General features: G+C 64.7%; 15 protein-coding genes. 4 read left to right on the forward strand and 11 right to left on the reverse strand.

The window, feature by feature from the left end:
• Positions 1-4 precede the first annotated feature (4 nt).
• From A5906_RS34375 to A5906_RS34410, 8 genes are all read right to left on the reverse strand, one after another.
• Positions 5-2,962: a 2-oxoglutarate dehydrogenase E1 component gene (locus A5906_RS34375; RefSeq protein ID WP_080139561.1), complete on the reverse strand. Its 2,958-nt coding sequence runs from the start codon at positions 2,960-2,962 to the stop codon at positions 5-7.
• A gap of 137 nt (positions 2,963-3,099) precedes the next feature.
• Positions 3,100-3,984, reverse strand: coding sequence for a succinate--CoA ligase subunit alpha (sucD, locus tag A5906_RS34380; RefSeq protein WP_080139562.1), 885 nt, complete (start codon positions 3,982-3,984; stop codon positions 3,100-3,102).
• 36 nt (positions 3,985-4,020) lie between these two features.
• On the reverse strand, positions 4,021-4,500 hold the full coding sequence (locus A5906_RS34385) for a DUF1579 family protein (RefSeq protein WP_080139563.1): 480 nt from the start codon (positions 4,498-4,500) through the stop codon (positions 4,021-4,023).
• Positions 4,501-4,504: 4 nt separating this feature from the next.
• Positions 4,505-5,701, reverse strand: a complete 1,197-nt coding sequence (gene sucC / locus A5906_RS34390; protein WP_080139564.1) for an ADP-forming succinate--CoA ligase subunit beta — start codon at positions 5,699-5,701, stop codon at positions 4,505-4,507.
• A 209-nt stretch (positions 5,702-5,910) separates the two neighbouring features.
• Positions 5,911-6,879 (reverse strand): malate dehydrogenase, encoded by a 969-nt coding sequence (gene mdh, locus A5906_RS34395; protein ID WP_027572983.1) that lies wholly within the window; start codon positions 6,877-6,879, stop codon positions 5,911-5,913.
• A gap of 238 nt (positions 6,880-7,117) precedes the next feature.
• Entirely contained in the window at positions 7,118-8,305 is a 1,188-nt protein-coding gene (gene zapE / locus A5906_RS34400) for a cell division protein ZapE (RefSeq protein ID WP_080139565.1), read from the reverse strand.
• Between the two features lie 179 nt (positions 8,306-8,484).
• Positions 8,485-9,021, reverse strand: a complete 537-nt coding sequence (thpR, locus tag A5906_RS34405) for an RNA 2',3'-cyclic phosphodiesterase (protein ID WP_061850347.1) — start codon at positions 9,019-9,021, stop codon at positions 8,485-8,487.
• Between the two features lie 173 nt (positions 9,022-9,194).
• Positions 9,195-9,830 carry an arylesterase gene (locus A5906_RS34410; RefSeq protein ID WP_080139619.1) on the reverse strand — a complete coding sequence of 212 codons (636 nt, stop codon included), beginning with the start codon at positions 9,828-9,830 and terminating at the stop codon, positions 9,195-9,197.
• A gap of 55 nt (positions 9,831-9,885) precedes the next feature.
• Between A5906_RS34410 and A5906_RS34415 the strand changes: the two genes are divergently transcribed.
• The 4 genes from A5906_RS34415 to A5906_RS34430 all read left to right on the forward strand — a co-directional run bounded on the left by A5906_RS34415 (position 9,886) and on the right by A5906_RS34430 (position 14,988).
• Positions 9,886-10,602: an ABC transporter ATP-binding protein gene (locus tag A5906_RS34415; RefSeq protein WP_080139566.1), complete on the forward strand. Its 717-nt coding sequence runs from the start codon at positions 9,886-9,888 to the stop codon at positions 10,600-10,602.
• Positions 10,599-13,169 (forward strand): ABC transporter permease, encoded by a 2,571-nt coding sequence (locus A5906_RS34420; RefSeq protein WP_080139567.1) that lies wholly within the window; start codon positions 10,599-10,601, stop codon positions 13,167-13,169. The genes A5906_RS34415 and A5906_RS34420 overlap by 4 nt, the downstream gene beginning before the upstream one ends.
• 270 nt (positions 13,170-13,439) lie before the next feature.
• Positions 13,440-14,231 carry a Bax inhibitor-1/YccA family protein gene (locus A5906_RS34425; RefSeq protein WP_026312126.1) on the forward strand — a complete coding sequence of 264 codons (792 nt, stop codon included), beginning with the start codon at positions 13,440-13,442 and terminating at the stop codon, positions 14,229-14,231.
• Between the two features lie 226 nt (positions 14,232-14,457).
• Positions 14,458-14,988 (forward strand): GNAT family N-acetyltransferase, encoded by a 531-nt coding sequence (locus A5906_RS34430; RefSeq protein ID WP_080139568.1) that lies wholly within the window; start codon positions 14,458-14,460, stop codon positions 14,986-14,988.
• A 138-nt stretch (positions 14,989-15,126) separates the two neighbouring features.
• Here A5906_RS34430 and A5906_RS34435 read toward each other — a convergent pair whose 3' ends face one another.
• From A5906_RS34435 to acnA, 3 genes are all read right to left on the reverse strand, one after another.
• Positions 15,127-15,498, reverse strand: coding sequence for a DUF2794 domain-containing protein (locus tag A5906_RS34435; protein ID WP_080139569.1), 372 nt, complete (start codon positions 15,496-15,498; stop codon positions 15,127-15,129).
• Between the two features lie 627 nt (positions 15,499-16,125).
• Positions 16,126-16,902, reverse strand: coding sequence for a DUF1223 domain-containing protein (locus A5906_RS34445; protein ID WP_080139620.1), 777 nt, complete (start codon positions 16,900-16,902; stop codon positions 16,126-16,128).
• Positions 16,903-17,205: 303 nt separating this feature from the next.
• Positions 17,206-19,926, reverse strand: a complete 2,721-nt coding sequence (gene acnA / locus A5906_RS34450) for an aconitate hydratase AcnA (RefSeq protein ID WP_080139571.1) — start codon at positions 19,924-19,926, stop codon at positions 17,206-17,208.
• Between the last annotated feature and the right edge of the window lie 84 nt (positions 19,927-20,010).

Consider the following 20,010-nt stretch of genomic DNA (forward strand, 5'->3'; position numbering starts at 1 on the left):
CTTCTCAGCTCAGTGCTTCGTCCAGGAACGCCTTCAGCTGAGCCTGATGCTTGGACATCAGACCCGTGGCGGTCGCGGCGGAAGCGGCGCGGCCGACATAACGCGGACGCCGGCTCGCGCCGTTCACCTGGTTCAGCACCCATTCCAGATAGGGCTCGATGAAGTGCCAGGCACCCATGTTGCGGGGCTCCTCCTGGCACCACACCATCTCGGCCTTCTTGAAGCGCGACAGCTCGGCGACCAGCGCCTTCAGCGGCACCGGATAGAGCTGCTCGACGCGCATCAAATAGATGTCGTCGATGCCGCGCTTCTCGCGCTCCTCGTAGAGGTCGTAATAGACCTTGCCGGAGCACAGCACGATGCGGCGGATCTTCTCGTCCGGAACGAGCTTGATGGCTTCGTTCGGCAGCATCTGGGCGTCGTCGTAGAGGATGCGGTGGAAGGTCGTTCCCTTCGCCAGCTCTTCGAGACGCGACACCGCCCGCTTGTGGCGCAGCAGGGACTTCGGCGTCATCATGATCAGCGGCTTGCGGATCTCGCGATGCAGCTGCCGGCGCAGCACGTGGAAGTAGTTCGCCGGCGTGGTCGGGTAGACCACCTGCATGTTGTCTTCCGCGCACATCTGCAGGTAACGCTCGAGGCGCGCCGAGGAGTGCTCCGGTCCCTGGCCCTCATAGCCGTGCGGCAAGAGGCAGACGAGACCGGACATGCGCAGCCATTTGCGCTCGCCCGAGGAGATGAACTGGTCGAACACGACCTGCGCGCCGTTGGCGAAGTCGCCGAACTGGGCTTCCCACAGCGTCAGCGTGTTCGGCTCGGCGAGCGAATAGCCGTATTCGAAGCCGAGCACCGCTTCTTCCGACAGCAGCGAGTTGATGACCTCGTAGTGGCCCTGCTCGTGACCGAGATGGTTGAACGGCGTGTAGCGGCTCTCGTCTTCCTGGTCGATCAGGACCGAGTGGCGCTGCGAGAAGGTGCCGCGCTCCGAATCCTGTCCCGACAGGCGGACGTGATGGTTTTCGTTGAGCAGCGAGCAGAACGCCAGCGCCTCGCCGGTCGCCCAGTCGATGCCGGCGCCGGTGTCGATCGCCTTCGAGCGGTTGTCGAGGAAACGCTGGATGGTGCGGTGAACGCGGAAGCCGTCCGGCACCTTGGTGATCTTGCGGCCGATATCCTTGAGCGTGGCGATGTCGACGCCGGTGACGCCGCGGCGTGCATCCTCCTCCTGGTCGGCGATCTTGAAGCCGGACCACTTCCCGTCGAGCCAGTCGGCCTTGTTCGGCTTGTAGGAGGTGCCGGCCTCGAACTCGGCATCGAGCCGCGAGCGCCAGTCGGCCTTCATCTTGTCGACCTCACCCTCGGTGACCACGCCTTCGGCGATCAGGCGCTTGGAGTAAAGCGTGAGGGTCGAGGGATGGGCCGCGATCCGCTTGTACATCACGGGCTGGGTGAACGCGGGCTCGTCGCCCTCATTGTGGCCGTAACGGCGATAGCACCACATGTCGATCACGACCGGCTTGTGGAACTTCTGCCGGAACTCGGTCGCGACCTTGGCCGCGAACACCACGGCTTCCGGATCGTCGCCGTTCACGTGGAAGATCGGCGCGTCGATCATCTTCGCCACATCCGACGGATAGGGCGAGGAGCGCGAGTAACGCGGATAGGTGGTGAAGCCGATCTGGTTGTTGACGATGAAGTGCACGGAGCCGCCGGTACGGTAGCCCTTCAGGTCCGACAGGCCGAAGCACTCGGCAACGACGCCTTGGCCGGCGAACGCCGCGTCGCCATGCATCAGGAGCGGCATCACCGAGATGCGCATGTCCGGCGGATCGCCGTGCTGGTCCTGCTTCGCGCGCACCTTGCCGAGCACGACGGGATCGACGATCTCGAGATGCGAGGGGTTCGCGGTCAGCGACAGATGGATGCGGTTGCCGTCGAACTCGCGGTCCGAGGAGGCGCCGAGATGGTACTTGACGTCGCCCGAACCTTCGACCGCGTCGGGATTGGCCGAGCCGCCCTTGAACTCGTGGAACAGCGCGCGATGGGCCTTGCCCAACACCTGGGTCAGCACGTTGAGGCGGCCGCGATGCGGCATGCCGAGCACGATTTCCTTCACGCCGAGATTGCCGCCGCGCTTGATGATCTGCTCGAGCGCGGGGATCAGCGCTTCACCGCCGTCGAGGCCGAAGCGCTTGGTGCCGGTGAACTTGGTGTCGCAGAACTTTTCGAAGCCTTCGGCTTCGATCAGCTTCGTCAGGATGGCTCTGCGGCCTTCGCGCGTGAACGAGATCTCCTTATCGGGTCCCTCGATGCGCTCCTGGATCCAGGCCTTCTGCGCCGCGTTGCTGATGTGCATGAACTCGACGCCGAGCGTCTGGCAGTAGGTGCGCTCGCAGATCGCGGTGATCTCACGCAGCGTGCCGTATTCGAGGCCGAGCACGTGATCGAGGAAGATCTTGCGGTCGAAATCGGCTTCGCTGAAGCCGTAGGTGCGCGGGTCGAGCTCTTCGCGGTTGCGCTGGGCTTCGATGCCGAGCGGATCGAGCTTGGCGTGGAAGTGGCCGCGCATGCGGTAGGAGCGGATCAGCATCAGGGCGCGGACGGAGTCGCGCGTCGCCTGAAGCACGTCGGCGGAGGAGATATCGGTACCCCTGGCCTGCGCCTTGGCGGCAATCTTGGCACCGACCGCCTTCTCGACTTCGGCCCAGTTGCCGTCGAGCGCGGAGGTCAGATCATCCTTCGGCGTCAGCGGCCAGTTGTCGCGCTCCCAGGACGGGCCTTCCGCGTTCTTGCGGACGTCGGCGGGCTGGTCGTTGAGGCTCTTGAAGAACTCCTGCCACTCGGCGTCGACCGAGGACGGGTCCTTCTCGTAGCGGGCGTAGATTTCGTCGATGTAGGTGGCGTTGGTGCCCTGCAAAAAGGATGACAGGGCAAAGGCTGCGTTCGCGTCCTGGCGAGACATACTTGAGTTCCTGGCGATTTCGGTTCGCGCATAACAAACGGCGCTGGCGCCGAGCTCCCCCGACAGGGCTCGACGCGACAGGCACCCTTTACCCTATTTGCTGCGAAACTTCGCCCGGAAAAGCACGAAGAAGTGAATTAACCCTTCAACTTTTCGGCAAGCGTATGCCCGAGGCGGGCTGGCGACGGAGACACTGTAATCCCTGCCGATTTCATCGCCTCGGTCTTGGAACCGGCGTCGCCCTTGCCGCCCGAGATGATCGCGCCGGCATGGCCCATGCGGCGGCCGGGAGGGGCGGTGACGCCGGCGATGAAGCCGACCATCGGCTTCTTGCGGCCGCGCTTGGCCTCGTCCTTGAGGAACTGGGCGGCGTCCTCCTCGGCGGAACCGCCGATCTCGCCGATCATGATGATCGATTCGGTCTTGGGGTCGGCGAGCAGCATCTCCAGCACGTCGATGAACTCGGTTCCCTTGACCGGGTCGCCGCCGATGCCGACCGCGGTGGTCTGGCCGAGGCCCTCCTGGGAGGTCTGGAACACGGCCTCATAGGTCAGCGTGCCCGAGCGGGAGACGATGCCGACCGAGCCGGTCTTGAAGATGTTGGCGGGCATGATGCCGATCTTGCACTCGCCGGCGGTCATGACGCCCGGGCAGTTCGGCCCGATCAGGCGCGATTTGGAGCCGATCAGGGAGCGCTTCACGCGCACCATGTCGACGACCGGAATGCCCTCGGTAATGCAGACGATCAGCGGGATCTCGGCGTCGATGGCTTCGCAGATCGCATCCGCCGCGCCCGGCGGCGGCACATAGATCACCGACGCGTCGGCGCCGGTCTTCTCACGCGCCTCGCGCACGGTGTCGAACACCGGTAGGTTCAGATGCGTCGAGCCGCCTTTGCCCGGCGAGGTGCCGCCGACCATCTTGGTGCCGTAGGCGATCGCGGCCTCGGAATGGAAGGTGCCGTTCTTGCCGGTGAAGCCCTGGCAGATGACCTTGGTGTTCTTGTCGATCAGGATGGACATGAGGTCTGCTTTCGCGAAACTAACAGAGTGAGAGGGTCAGTGGATGCGGCGGTAGACGCCGGTGAGCACGTCAGCCCAGCCTTCCGCGTCCGGCGAGAACTGGATCTTCAACGAGTAGGAATTGTCGTCGAGGATCTCGTAGACGTGGCGCGCATTGCCGCGGAGCGAGCCGCGCACCAGCGTCAGGGTCTTGCCGACCCACCCGCCGGAGGCGGGCGAGGGCGGCGTGTAGCCGAGCGAATCGTACCAGAACAATTTGTAGGTCCGGTCGTCGCGGTCGTAGGTGAAGATGCCGTGGGTGGCGAAGCTCTGCTTGCCATCGCGCATCTGGACCGCATCCTGGATCAGGTAGAATCCATTCAGGTCCATGCGCGCGACGACGCGCGAAGTTGCCGGCCCGCCCGCCGTCCAGCGCGACGGGAAGACCATCTCCTCACCATCCCATTCGCCGGCGAACGCGGCGAGGCGCGTGTGCTCGGCGAGCGGAGATGATGCGGCGAGATGGTCCTGGGTCATGGCCTTAGCCTCCCTTGACGGCCTTCACGATCTTCTGCGCGGCGTCGTCGAGATTGTCGGCGGGCACCACGTTCAGTCCGGATTCGCGAATGATCTTCTTGCCGAGCTCGACATTGGTGCCTTCGAGGCGGACCACCAGCGGCACGCTGAGGCCGACTTCGCGAACCGCAGCCGTGACGCCCTCGGCGATCACGTCGCACTTCATGATGCCGCCGAAGATGTTGACCAGGATGCCCTTCACGTTGGGATCGGCGGTGATGATCTTGAACGCGGCCGCGACCTTCTCCTTGCTGGCGCTGCCGCCGACGTCGAGGAAGTTCGCCGGCGCCATGCCGTAGAGCTTGATGATGTCCATCGTCGCCATGGCGAGACCGGCGCCGTTGACCATGCAGCCGATATTGCCGTCGAGCGTGACATAGTTGAGGTCGTACTTGGACGCCTCGATTTCCTTGGCGTCCTCCTCGGTCTCGTCGCGCAGCGCGAGCACCTCGGGATGACGAAACAGCGCGTTGTCGTCGAACGACACCTTGGCGTCGAGCACGCGGAGCTGGCCCTGCTTGGTCACGACCAGCGGGTTGATCTCCAGCATCGACATGTCCTTGGCCACGAAGGCGGCGTAGAGCTGCGCGGTGAGCTTTTCCGCCTGCTTGGCGAGGTCACCGGAGAGCTTCAGCGCGTTCGCAACCGTGCGGCCGTGATGGCCCATGACACCGGTCGCGGGATCGACCGAGAAGGTCACGATCTTCTCGGGCGTGTTGTGCGCGACGTCCTCGATGTTGACGCCGCCTTCCGTCGAGACGACGAAGGAGACGCGCGAGGTTTCGCGGTCGACCAGGATCGAGAGATAGAACTCCTTGTCGATGTCGGAGCCGTCCTCGATGTAGAGGCGGTTGACCTGCTTGCCGGCGGGGCCGGTCTGCACGGTCACCAGCGTCGCACCCAGCATCTGCTTGGCGAATTCGGAAACTTCAGCGGCCGACTTGGCGATGCGGACGCCGCCCTTGTCGCCGGCCGAGGCTTCCTTGAACTTGCCCTTGCCGCGGCCGCCGGCATGGATCTGGCTCTTCACCACATAGACCGGACCGGGCAGCGCCTTGGCGGCGGCTTCCGCGTCTGCGGCCTTGAGCACCGGGACGCCCTTGGAGATCGGCACGCCGAACTCACCCAGCAGCGCTTTGGCCTGATATTCATGGATATTCATATGGTCGCTCCCTGAACCCGCGGGCGGTGACCTCTTGGGCCCACCTCAGTCTTGTGGCTGGCATACCATATACCACAGGAACTGCAACCCGGATTCTTTGACTTCGAAATCTGGACGGCTGGACCGGAACCCGCCCCGGCAAGCGGGGTCCCGGAAGTGAAACCGCCGAAGACCGGTTTTTCGATCTTCGGCGGGGGATTGTTGGCGGCTTAGCGGCCGAGAAGATCGGGTGCGATCTTCTTGCAGGCATCGACCAGGCCCTGCACCGCGCCGACCGATTTGTCGAAGGCTTCGCGGTCCTTGCCGGCGAGCTCGATCTCGACGACGCGCTCGACACCCTTGGAGCCGATCACGACGGGCACGCCGACATACATGTCCTTCACGCTGTATTCGCCGTTCAGGTAGGCAGCGCAGGGCAGGACGCGCTTCTTGTCCTTCAGGTAGCTCTCGGCCATCGCGATGGCGGACGCAGCCGGGGCGTAGAAAGCCGAGCCGGTCTTGAGCAGATTGACGATCTCGGCGCCGCCGTTGCGGGTACGGTCGACGATCTCGTCGAGGCGCGCCTGGGAGGTCCAGCCCATCTTGACGAGGTCGGGCAGCGGAATGCCGGCAACGGTGGAGTACTTCACCAGCGGCACCATGGTGTCGCCGTGGCCGCCGAGCACGAAGGCGGTGACGTCTTCAACGGAGACGTTGAATTCGTCGGCCAGGAAGTAGCGGAAGCGCGCCGAGTCGAGCACGCCGGCCATGCCGACGACCTTCTTGTGCGGCAGGCCGCTTGCTTTCTGCAGCGCCCAGACCATCGCGTCGAGCGGGTTGGTGATGCAGATGACGAAGGCGTCGGGAGCGTATTTCTTGATGCCCGCACCGACCTGCTCCATGACCTTGAGGTTGATGGAGAGGAGGTCGTCGCGGCTCATGCCGGGCTTGCGCGGCACGCCGGCGGTCACGATGCAGACCTTGGCGTTGTCGAGCGCTTCGTAGGAGTTCGCGCCGGTATAGTGCGCGTCGAAGCCGTCGACCGGCGAGGACTGCGCGATGTCGAGCGCCTTGCCCTGCGGCACGCCCTCGGCGATGTCGAACATCACGACGTCGCCCAGTTCTTTCAGGCCGATGAGGTGAGCCAGCGTTCCGCCGATCTGACCGGAGCCAATCAAAGCAATCTTGTCGCGCGCCATGTGAACCTGTCCTTTAGACATCCGAAGGAGGGAAAACTGATGGGTGGTTATCCCTTTCGCTTCCCGCGTTCAAGTCGGCGGATGCCCATTTGTCGGGCTTGGCGCGAGAGCAGCCAGCACATCCGCCGTCATTCCGGGGCGTCGCAAAGCGACGAGCCCGGAATCCATACTCCCGATGGTGGTTATGAATTCCGGGCCTGCGCCTTCGGCGCATCCCGGAATGGGGCGGAGATAGGACTTAAGTCTCCACCAGGCCCTTGGTGGAGCCGCTGGCGGTGGAATCCTTGCGGCCGTGAGGCAGCGCCAGATAGGATTCCGAGCTCATTTCGATCAGACGTGACGCCGTCCGCTTGAACTCCATGGCCTCAACGCCCTCGGTGGCGAGGTAGAGCGAGATCGGGTTGGCGTCGGCCGAGGCCATCAGCTTCACGGCATTGTCATAGAGCGTATCGATCAGTGTGATGAAGCGCTTGGCGGCATTGCGCTGGGCGAAATCCATCACTGGAATATGGTCGACCAGGATGGTGTGATAGTCGTGCGCCAGCCTGAGGTAGTCGGATGCACCGAGCGGCTTCTCGCAGAGATCGGCAAAGGAGAACCGCGCCACGCCATGGGCCGAGCACGGCACGTGCAGGATGCGGCCCTTGATGGAGATGTCGCGCGACCTGCATTTGGCGCCGCCCGACATCTTCGACCAGGCGCGGTCGAGCGCGGCATCGGCATCGCCATCGGCCGGCGTCAGCCACATCGGCACGCCCTGCAGCTTCTCCAGCCGGAAGTCGGTGCGCGCGTCGAGCCGCGCGACGTCCATGTGGTCGGTGATCTGCTTGATGAAGGGCAGGAACAGCGAACGGTTCAGACCGCCCTTGTAGAGATCGTCGGGCGCGACGTTGGAGGTCGCGACCACCACGGTGCCGAGCTCGAACAGCTTGGCGAACAGGCGTCCCAGGATCATCGCGTCCGCGATGTCGGTGACGTGGAATTCGTCGAAGCACAGCAGCCAGCTCTCCTCGAAGATCGCCGTCGCCGTCAGCGCGATGACGTCGCCGTCGGCGATCTCGCCGCGCGCGATGCTCTGGCGATAGTCGTAGATGCGCTCGTGCACATCGGCCATGAATTCGTGGAAATGCGCGCGGCGCTTGTGCTCGACCGAGGAGTGCTGAAAGAACAGGTCCATCAGCATGGTCTTGCCGCGGCCGACCTCGCCATGGATGTAGAGTCCGTGCGGCGCATCGTCCTTGTCGCTGCTGCTGAACAGGCGGCTGAGCAGGCCCTGCTTGCGCGCGGGCTTGTAGCTTGCGAGCCGCTGGTCGAGCGCCGCATAGGCCTCGGCGACCTCGGCCTGCGCGGCATCCGGCTCGATCGCGCCCGACGCGATCTCGGCCTGGTATGCTTCGCGGAATGAGGAAATTTGGGTGGAGAGCATGGCCCTTTACCGCCAGAGATGGGCGGAAATTGCAAGCCGTGAATTGGTGCGGGGCGCTATGCGTTCCGTGTCCCGGACGCGCTGCGGCACGGAGTGACGCTGCGCAGAGCCGGGACCCACTATTTCGTTCATCGTGGAACGCCAGGCCCCGGCTCTGCGGCCGGGGCGCGAGAGCGGTGCTACTCACACAGCTCGTAGGCGTCCTCGACGACATACGGCCCGCCGCCCGTCGATGCGCGCGAGGAGAACAGCACGAAGCGCTCGGCCATGAAGGCCTTGCTCGGGAAGTAGCCGCGCAGCGACAGATAGTCGGCGACGTCGCGGTCGGAGGCGTCGTGCAGCCGGGCCAGCGTGACGTGCGGGATGAACTTGCGTCCCTCGGGGTCGAGACCGATCCGCTGCATCATGCGCTCGAGCTCGGCCTGCAACTCCATCAGCGGCTTGCTGGGCGCAATCGTTGCGACCACCGCCCGCGGCTTGCGGCCGCCGAAGCTCGTGAGCCCCTGCACCTTCACCTCGAACGGCTTACGGTCGACGCGAAACAGCATCGAGGCGATCTCGTTGGCGGAGACGCCGTCGATATCGCCGATGAAGCGCAAGGTGACGTGATAGTTTTCGGGATCGATCCATCGGGCGCCGGGAAGGCCGCCCCGCAAGTTGGAAAGCGACTGGCCGATCTCGGCCGGAATTTCCAGACCCGTGAACAAACGCGGCATCGTTTCGCACTCCCGATGCTTGGGTACAGCCCTCGAACGAGGACCCTATCCAAATTAGAGCCGGCGACGAATCACCGGTAACCTGATTCCTATCGCAGTTGTGTGACTCTGCGAAGCATCGCGCCGGCCACTCCGTGAAAACCCTGGGAATTAGGGTTAGCGTTGCCTGCTTTTCAACGCGGTTGCTCGGTTATCGTGCCAAGGAATGCCTCCACCGTGGGCATGATGTTGCCGACGATGATGTCGACGCCCGCCGCGGTCGGATGGATGCCGTCGGCCTGGTTGAGCTTGGCGTCGGCTGCGACGCCCTCAAGGAAGAACGGATAGAGCGGCACGCCGAACTGTTTCGCAAGATCCGGATAAATCGAATTGAAGCGCGCCGCGTAGTCGGCGCCGTAATTTGGCGGCGCCAGCATGCCGCAGAGCATGACCGGGATCCTGCGTGCCTTGAGGCGCTGGACGATGTCGGTGAGCGCCGTGCGCGTCAGGGCGGGATCGATGCCGCGCAGCGCGTCGTTGGCGCCGAGCTCGACGATGACGCCATCGGTTCCGTCGGGGACCGACCAGTCGAGCCGGTCGCGTCCGCCGGAGGTGGTGTCGCCGGACACCCCGGCATTGGTCATGTCGACGGCTATGCCCTTGGCTTGCAAGGCTTTTTGGAGTTTTTGGGGAAACGCCTCCTGGGCCGGGAGGCCGAGGCCGGCGCTCAGGGAATCGCCGAGGACGACAAGCTTGAGCGGCTTTGTCGCATCCGCCCAGGCCGGGTTCGCACCTGTCATGAAGGCGAGCATCAACACGGCTATGTGCATGAACAATCCGTAACGCCTCTCGACCGCGCTATCGGAGTTGCCATATGACCGGACCATGGACACCTATTCCTCTTCGCTCGCCACGACCGCGATGGACACCATCGCCATCTCCAACGTCAATCTCTCATTGGGCACGGGCGCGGCACGCGTTCACATCCTCAAGGATATCAGCCTGCGCGTCGGCTCGGGCGAGACGATCGGCCTGATCGGCCCGTCAGGCTCGGGCAAATCCACGCTGCTGATGGTGATGGCGGGTCTGGAGCGTCCTGATAGCGGAGAGGTGGTGGTATCAGGCACGGCTTTCAATGCCCTCGACGAGGACGCGCTCGCCCGCTTCCGCGGCCGTCAGGTCGGCATCGTCTTCCAGTCCTTCCATCTGATCCCGACCATGACGGCGCTCGAGAACGTCGCCGTGCCGCTCGAGCTCGCCGGCAATCCCGATGCCGCCAAGCGCGCGGCGGAGGAGCTGCAATCGGTCGGCCTCGGCGATCGCCTGCATCACTATCCGACGCAGCTCTCCGGCGGCGAGCAGCAGCGCGCCGCGCTTGCGCGCGCGCTGGCGCCCGATCCCGCCATCCTCGTTGCCGACGAGCCGACCGGCAATCTCGATGAAGCCACCGGCAAGCAGATCGTCGATCTGCTCTTCACCAAACACGCCGAGCGCGGCATGACCTTGGTGCTGGTCACGCACGATTCCTCGCTGGCGCATCGTTGCGATCGCGTCATCCGCCTGCGCTCAGGGCGCATCGACACGCAGTCTGCGCCGGCATGAGCGCGGCTGCCGAACCGTTCGCGAGACCGAACGCCGTCGCGTTGTCGCTGCGCTATGCGCTGCGCGAGTTGCGCGGGGGCTTGCGCGGCTTCTACGTCTTCATCGCCTGCATCGCGCTCGGCGTGATGGCGATCGCCGGCGTTGGCTCGGTGTCGGCGAGCCTGTCCGACGGCCTCGCCCGCGAGGGCCGCACGCTGCTCGGCGGCGACATCTCCTTCGTGCTGTTCCAGCGCGAGGCCAAGCCAGACGAAGTCGCGTTCCTGCGCTCGCGCGGCACCGTTTCCACCGCCGCGACCCTGCGCGGCATGGCGCGCTCGGCCGACGGCAAGCTTGCGCTGGTCGAGATGAAGGCGGTCGACGACGCCTATCCGATGCTGGGCCAATTGACGCTGGCGCCGCAGCTGGCGATGTCCGATCTGCTCGCGGAACGCGACGGCGCGTTCGGCGCCGCCGCCGATCCGACGCTGCTGGCGCGGATGTCGCTGAAGACCGGCGACCGCGTCACCATCGGATCTGCGACCTTCCAGATCCGCTCGACCGTCGAGGCCGAGCCGGACAAACTCGCCGGCGGCATCGGCTTCGGCCCGCGCTTCCTGATCAGCGAGGCGGGCCTGCGCGCTACCGGGCTGATCCAGCCCGGCAGCCTGGTGCGCTGGGTCTATCGGGTGAAGCTGCCTGATACCGCCAACAGCGAGCGCGCCACCGAGGCCTTCATCGCGGATGCGCGCAACGCCGCGCCGCAGGCGGGCTGGGAGATCCGCAACCGCTCCAATGCCTCGCCGCAGCTCGAGCGCAACATCAATCGCTTCACCCAGTTCCTGACGCTGGTCGGCCTTGCCGCGCTGCTGGTCGGCGGCGTCGGCGTCGCCAATGCCGTCAAGAGCCACATCGACCGCAAGCTCGAGGTGATCGCGGCCTTCAAGGCCGTCGGCGCGACGGGGCGCGACGTCTTCGGCATCTATCTGGCCCAGGTGATCCTGCTGGCCGCGATCGGCTCGGTGATCGGCCTTGCGCTCGGCGCCGCCATGCCGTTCGCCATCGTCGGCCTGTTCGGAAAACTGCTGCCGCTGCCGGTGGTGCCGGCCGTGCATGCAGACGAGCTCGCGCTGTCCTTCGTCTATGGCCTTCTGACCGCGCTCGCCTTCGGCCTGTGGCCGCTCGGGCGCGTGCACGACGTGCCGGTGGCCGCGCTGTTCCGCGACACCATCAGCTCCGAATGGCACCGGCCGCGGGCGAGCTATCTCGTGTTCATGGGCGTCGTGATCGCCCTGCTCGTCGCGGTCGTGATCGGGCTGTCGTTCGACAAGCGCATCGCAGCGGTGTTCGTGGCCTCCTCCGTCGTCGTGTTCGCATTGCTGCGCGGCATCGCCGCCCTGCTGATGACGATCGCGCGGCGGCTGCCGCGGACGCGGTTGCCGATGCTGCGGCTTGCGATCGCCAACATCCACCGGCCGGGCGCGCTCACGCCCTCGGTCGTGCTGTCGCTGGGTCTCGGGCTCGCCGTCCTCGTCACCATCACCCAGATCGACGGCAATCTGCGCCGGCAGTTCCTCGCGGCCCTGCCCGACCGCGCCCCGTCGTTCTTCTTCATCGACATCCCGAGCACGCAGGCCGGGCAGTTCGACGGCTATCTGCGCCAGATCGCGCCGGGCGCGAAGGTCGAGGACGTGCCGATGCTGCGCGGGCGCATCGTCGCCGCGCGCGGGGTGCGCGCCGAGGAGCTCAAGCCGACCACGGATTCCGAATGGGTGCTGCAGAGCGACCGCGGCCTGACCTACACGGCCGAGATGCCGAAGGGGTCCAAGGTGGTCGAGGGCGAGTGGTGGAGCGCGGACTATTCCGGCCCGCCGCTGGTCTCGATGGAGAAGAAGATCGCCGACGGGCTTGGTCTCAAGCTCGGCGACGAGGTCGTGGTCAACGTGCTCGGCCGCGACATCCCGGCCAAGATCAGCAATCTGCGCAACATCGACTGGCAGGGGATGGGCATCAATTTCGTCCTGGTGTTCTCGCCGAACGCCTTCAAGGGCGCGCCGCACACCCATATCGCGACGCTGACGGAAACCGGCGGCGATGCCGCCGGCGACGGCAAGATCATCAAGCAGGTGGCCGACGCCTACCCCATGGTGACGAGCGTGCGCGTGCGCGAGGTGATGGAGACGGTCGGCTCGGTCGTGACCAATCTGGCGCTGGCGATCCGCGGCGCCAGCGCGGTGACACTGATCTCGGCGATCCTGGTGCTGGGCGGGGCGCTCGCCGCCGGCCACCGTCACCGGGTCTACGATGCGGTAATCCTGAAGACCCTGGGCGCGACGCGGCTGCGGCTGCTCGGCGCCTATGCGCTCGAATACCTCCTGATCGGGCTTGCCACTGCCGTGTTCGGCGTGATCGCCGGCAGCATCGCGGCCTGGATGATCGTGACGCGGCTGATGACGCTCAGCTTCGTCTGGCAGGCCGGCAGCGCGGCCGGCGTGGTGGCGGCCGCGCTGATCGTCACGGTCGGGCTCGGGCTCGCCGGCACGCTCCTGGCATTGAACAAAAAGCCCGCCACGGTGTTGCGGAATTTGTGACAAATGGTAGCGGGCGGCCGTGCGGGTGCGGAATCGCACGATTCCTGCGATTAACCACGTCCGCTCGCCTGGATTGCAGGGAAGGGCGACATTCAGCCGCGCGTGGACGGTTGCAGCGAATGTGTTAGTTTCCCACATATCGAATGGGTTCGGAGCCCCGATTGTTAGCCAAAATTTAGTCGGCAGGCGTCGGTATCCGAGATAGAATTTGACGAACCGGCGGCATGGCGACCCTCATGCCGGACCGGACCAACCAACGGGAATTCGACCATGTCGGACCTAGACCGTAACTACGCTTCTCCTTTCGGCAGGGCCGCCGGGCGTGTTGACGCCGCGACGGTCGATGCCGGCCTGCGCGCCTACATGCTGCGCATCTACAATTACATGAGCATTGGCCTCGCCATCACCGGTCTGGCCGCGCTCGGCGTCTACATGGCTGCCGTGACCGATGTCCCGACCGCGGACGCCGTCCGCGTCGGCAAGCTGTTCCTGACGCCGTTCGGCTACGCGATGTTCGTCAGCCCCCTGAAGTGGCTGTTCATGCTCGCGCCGCTCGCGATGGTGTTCGTGATCTCGGCGGGCATCAATCGTCTCGCGCCCTCGACCGCGCAGATCCTGTTCTGGGTGTTCTCGGCGCTGATGGGCATCTCGCTGTCGTCGATCTTCCTGGTGTTCACCCACACCTCGATCGTGCGGGTGTTCTTCATCACCGCGGCGACCTTCGGTGCGCTCAGCCTCTACGGCTACACCACCAAGCGTGACCTGACCGGCATGGGCTCGTTCCTGTTCATGGGCCTGATCGGCATCATCATCGCGAGCCTGGTGAACCTGTTCCTGGCGAGCTCGATGCTGCAGTTCATCGTGTCCGTGGTCGGCGTGCTGGTGTTCGCGGGCCTCACCGCCTGGGATACGCAGCGGCTGAAGAACGACTACATCTACGGCTACGCCTCGGCCGGCGGTGACATCGCAGAGCGTGCGGCCATCACCGGCGCGCTGTCGCTGTACCTGAACTTCATCAACCTGTTCACGCTGCTGCTGCAGCTCCTCGGCCAGCGCGACTAAGCGACAGGCCTGCGAGAACGGACACGAACCCCGGCCGAGAGGCCGGGGTTTTTGTTTGGGGCGAGGTGCTTCTCCAACCGCCGTCATTGCCAGGAGCCCTTGCGACGAAGCAATCCAGAGTCCCACCGCGGATGCATTTCTGGATTGCTTCGCTGCGCTCGCAATGACGGGTGTGGTTGCGCCGTGGCCCCTTCCAGCGGCCGAGGGAAGGCTCTAATCTTCTTCCATGTCCGCACCTGAAATCAGGCCCACGACCGAGGCCGACCTTCCCGCCATCACCGCCATCTACCAGCAGGCCGTCCGCGAGGGCACGGCGACGTTCGAACTGGACCCGCCCGACCTTGCCGAGATGACGCGCCGCTACCGCGCGCTGGTCGACGGCGGCTATCCCTATTTCGTCGCCATCCTCGACGGCCGGGTCGCCGGCTATGCCTATGCCGGCGCCTACCGGCCGCGGCCGGCCTACCGCTTCACGGTGGAAAACTCGATCTATCTCGATCCCTCCTTCCACCGCCGCGGCGTCGGCTCAAAGCTGCTGGAACGGCTGATCACCGAATGCGAGGCGCGCGGCTTTCGGCAGATGATCGCGGTGATCGGCGATTCCGCCAATGCCGGCTCGATCGGCGTGCACACCAAGGGCGGCTTCAAGATGATCGGCACGCATCCCAATGTCGGGCTGAAATTCGGCCGCTGGCTGGACACGGTGATGATGCAGCGCGACCTCGGCGAGGGCGCGCGCACGGTGCCGGGAAAATAGGTTCATCCGTCCTTCCGGGGCGATGCGCAGCATCGAACCCGGACTCCAGACGTTGCGAACGAGGCTCGAGATTCTCAGCCGCGCAGCCGCGCGCCGGAGTTCGACTTCGGTGCGGGCCGGAATGACGACCGAAGGTCGTCACACCACCGCCAGCTTGCGGTCGATCACCAGCAGCACGCGCTCGAGCTCGTGGCCGCGGCGCAGGATCAGGCCCGTCGCCGAGATCACGCTGTACATGCCCTGCTTGCGTGCGAGGCGCGGGTCCTTCTCGATACGATAGATCGGCACTTCCGAGGCGCGGCGAAACACCGAGAACACCGCGCGGTCCTTCAGGAAGTCGATGGCGTAGTCGCGCCATTCGCCGTCGGCGACCATGCGCCCGTAGAGATTGAGAATACGGTGCAGCTCGAGCCGGTTGAACGTCACCCGGTTCGGTTGCGTCATCGCAGCGGCAGGATGCGCCGCCGCGCGCTGCCCACTTGGATCGGCATCCTCCGGCATCAGACTCATGGGAAGCGCCTCCTCATCGCACCGCACGACGCGTCCGCGAAAACCGTCCCGGAACCGCGGATCGTGACAGTTACATGATTGCGCCAACCGTTGTCCTCCGCAAGGGCTCTTGATGGAACCCGGAGGGAACCTGCACTCAACTCTCTGAACGGGGTGCAAGTTGAAGCACACGCCAGGGTGGAACTCTCTCGCGACAAACCGTCACGGGATCGTTAGCAGGAATCATAGTATCGCCGCTTTTCCGCCCAGCGCCCGCCGCCCTGCATTGCGAAAAGGATGATGTGCGTTGACCCGGTCCTTTCGGTTCCGGATTCCTCAGCCCCCAGCCCCCCGGGGTCGAACAGGATCGGGTCTGTACGCGCGACAAGGAGGGCCAACGCGAGTTGGTCCTTTTTTGTTTGTGTCGGGATGTTTCCGGCGCGACCCATTTCTCCCAACCGCCAGGCACATTCTCTCCCCCATCCTGAGGGCCGCACTCTTCGCGCGGTCTCGAAGGATGAATGGCCACGCTGCATCAGCGGGGGCCTTGCACATGGTTCTCGCGGCGATGCGCAACATCGTCCGTCACGCGCGCAATTGCGCGCTCCTCACCAAGAGGAGTGAGAGTGAGTGCGACGCTGGAAAGAATCAGTGCAGCGACGTGTACGCCGCGCCGAGCATCGGACCCGGTCTCTCGCGACTACCGTCCTGGACGTAGACCACCGCGCCGTCGACGCCCTCGCGCGTGAGGTTCTCGATCGGCACAGTCCAACTTTCGGCACGGCCGTTCCAGTCGCCGACCTTGAGCAGATTGCGCACCACGTTGTGATAGGTGATCTGCTGTCCGCGATTCTCGCCCTTGGCGATCGCGATCGGGACCGACTTGGCGATCGAGCAGATCCAGACCTCGCCATGCGAGACGGCCGGCTCCTTGCTTTCGGCAACCGAGACGTTGATCTGCTTGCCCGCGAGCGACATCGTCACCGGAACGCTCATCACGCCGGCTCCCTTGTCGGCCTTGCCAATCGCGCTCTCGATGCCGGCGCGATCGCTGCCGATGACATGCGTCGAGCCGTTCACCACGACCTGCGGCGTGTAGACCTCGCGGTCGCCGCGCATGCGCGAATAGGCGCGCTGCCGCGCCGAGAAACGCGAATCGGCCAGCGTGTCCTTCCAGCCGAGATAATCCCAATAATCGATCGGCATGCTCAGCGCGATGATCGAGGGATCGCTGGAGAGATCGCCGATGACCTTGTCGGCAGGCGGACAGGACGAGCAGCCCTGCGAGGTAAACAACTCGACAACGGCGCGCGGATCGGCGTGAGCGGGACGGATGATTGCAACGATGGCGCAGATGCCGAGGGCTCCCGACCAGAGTGCACCGGACCAGCGCGTAACCAGATTAGAAGCCATCATTGTCGTCATGCCGAACGTCACACATCGTCATCGTTGGGGGAAAGCTTATCGCCTGATGGTCACCGTAGTCTTACGGGGCGCGGCACGTTCAACCGTCCTGGGGCGGAATTCCGCCGGACGGGCCCATCCGAAACACGCCGCAAACGCGCGAAGGCGGCCTTGTGATAGGCCGCCTTCGTTTAACCTTCTACTCACGTCGCGGTGAGCCACCGTTCACAAATTCGCGCGCCAAAGCGCCTGAGGCGCGCTTTGGGCTGTCGTTCGAGCATGATCTTTCCGGGAAAACCGCTGCGCACTTTTTCGGATCATGCTTTAGGCCGCGAGCTTGCGCAGCACGTAGTGCAGGATGCCGCCGTTGCGATAGTAGTCGAGCTCGTCCAGCGTATCGATGCGGCAGAGCAGCGAAACGCGCTGCAGCGAACCGTCGCCGGAGACGATCTCCGCGGTCAGCTTCTGGCGCGGCTTGAGGTCGCCGACGAGACCACGCAGCGTGACCTTCTCGTCGCCCTTCAGGCCGAGCGACGACCAGGAGGTGCCTTCCTCGAAGGTCAGCGGCAGCACGCCCATTCCGACCAGGTTGGAGCGGTGGATGCGCTCGAAGCTCTGGCAGATCACGGCGCGCACGCCTAGCAGACGCGTGCCCTTTGCAGCCCAGTCGCGCGAGGAGCCGTTGCCGTATTCGGCACCGGCGAACACCACCAGCGGCACCTGCTCCTGCTGGTACTTCATCGCGGCGTCGTAGATCGACATCTGCTCGCCGTCGGGCCAGTGCTTGGTCAGGCCGCCCTCGGGGATATTTCCATCCGCGCCCTTCAGCATGAAGTTCTTGATGCGGATGTTGGCGAAGGTGCCGCGCATCATCACTTCATGGTTGCCGCGACGCGTGCCGTACTGGTTGAAGTCGGCGGGGCGTACCTGGTGCTCGCTGAGATACTTGCCCGCGGGCGAGGTGAGCTTGATCGAACCGGCCGGCGAGATGTGATCGGTGGTGATCTTGTCGCCGAACATGGCGAGGATGCGCGCCTCGACGATGTCGGTGACCGGCTCCGGCTCCTTCTTCATGCCTTCGAAATAGGGCGGGTTCTGCACATAGGTCGAAGACATGTTCCAGCGATAGGTCTCGCTCTCCACCGTCTTGATCTTGCGCCAGTTGGCGTCGCCCTTGAACACGTCGGCATATTTTTTCTTGAAGATCGCCGAGGTCACGAACTTCTTCATGAAGGCGTTGATCTCCTTGGTCGTCGGCCAGATGTCCTTCAGGTACACCGGCTTGCCGTCCTTGCCTTCGCCGATCGGCTCGACGGCGAGGTTCTTGGTGACGCTGCCGGCGAGCGCGTGGGCGACGACCAGCGGCGGCGAGGCCAGATAATTCGCCTGCACGTCCGGCGAGACGCGGCCTTCGAAGTTGCGGTTACCGGACAGCACGGCGGCGGCGACGATCCCGTTGTCGTTGATCGACTTCGAGATCTCCTCCGGCAGCGGACCGGAATTGCCGATGCAGGTGGTGCAGCCGAAGCCGACTAGGTTGAAGCCCACCTTGTCGAGATCCTTCTGCAGACCGGAATCGGCGAGATAGCCGGCGACCACCTGGCTGCCCGGGGCAAGCGACGTCTTTACCCACGGTTTTGCCTTAAGGCCCTTCGCGGCGGCGTTACGGGCCAGCAATCCGGCGCCGATCAGCACGCTGGGATTGGAGGTGTTGGTGCAGGAGGTGATGGCGGCGATCACGACGTCGCCATGGCCGATTTCGAAGTTCTTGCCTTCGACGGCGAAGCGCTTGTTGGGCTCCTCGGCCTTCTTGTACTCGGTACCGAGTGCCAGCGAGAAACCCTCGGCCACCGACGGCAGCGCGATGCGGCCTTCGGGACGCTTCGGGCCGGCCATCGACGGCACGACGTCGGCGAGATCGAGCGTCAGCGTTTCCGTGAACACCGGATCGGCCGACTTGGCGGTGCGGAAGAGCCCTTGTGCCTTGGCATAGGCCTGCACAAGCGCAACGCGCGGCGCCGCGCGGCCGGAGGTCTTGAGGTAGTCGATCGCGGCAGCGTCAACGGGGAAGAAGCCGCAGGTCGCGCCGTATTCCGGCGCCATGTTGGCGATGGTCGCCTTGTCCGCGACGGAGAGATTGTCAAGGCCCGGGCCGAAGAACTCGACGAACTTGCCGACCACGCCGAGCTTGCGCAGCATCTGCGTCACGGTCAGCACGAGGTCGGTGGCGGTGACGCCTTCCTTCATCGCGCCCTTCAGCTTGAAGCCGACGACGTTGGGCAGCAGCATCGACAGCGGCTGGCCGAGCATGCAGGCTTCCGCCTCGATGCCGCCGACGCCCCAGCCGAGCACGGCGAGACCGTTGACCATGGTGGTGTGCGAATCGGTGCCAACCAGCGAGTCAGGGTATGCGACCTCGAAGGTGCCGGTCTTCTTGCCGACCGTCATCTTCTCCTTCTTGGTCCAGACCGTCTGGGAGAGATATTCGAGATTGACCTGGTGGCAGATGCCGGTGCCGGGCGGCACGACGGAGAAGTTCGAGAACGCCTTCTGGCCCCACTTCAGGAACTCGTAGCGCTCCTGGTTCTGCTTGTATTCTTCAGTGACGTTCTTGGCGAAAGCCTTGTTGTCGCCGAAGAAGTTCACGATGACGGAGTGGTCGATGACGAGATCGACCGGCACCAGCGGGTTGATCTTCTCGGCATCGCCGCCGAGCTTCTGCATCGCGTTGCGCATCGCGGCGAGATCGACCACGGCCGGAACGCCCGTGAAATCCTGCATCAGCACGCGCGCCGGGCGGAAGGCGATCTCATGCTCCAGCGACTTCTTGCGCAGCCACTTCGAGACCGCGACGATGTCTTCCTTCTTGACCGAGCGGCCGTCTTCATTGCGCAGGAGGTTCTCGAGCAGGACCTTCATCGAATAGGGGAGTTTCGAAATTCCCTTCAGACCATTCTTCTCGGCCGTGGGCAGGCTGTAATAGACATAGGTCTTGGCGCCGACCTTGAGGGTCTTTTTGCATTTGAAGCTGTCGAGCGAGGTCATGTAGGAAATCCCAATTGTTAGTTATACCCGGCAAGGGGTATTTTAACACCGTCAGCGAATCCGGCTGGGTCGCTTGCAGGGGCA

This window comes from Bradyrhizobium sacchari, from assembly GCF_002068095.1.
Classification (GTDB): Bacteria; Pseudomonadota; Alphaproteobacteria; order Rhizobiales; family Xanthobacteraceae; genus Bradyrhizobium; species Bradyrhizobium sacchari.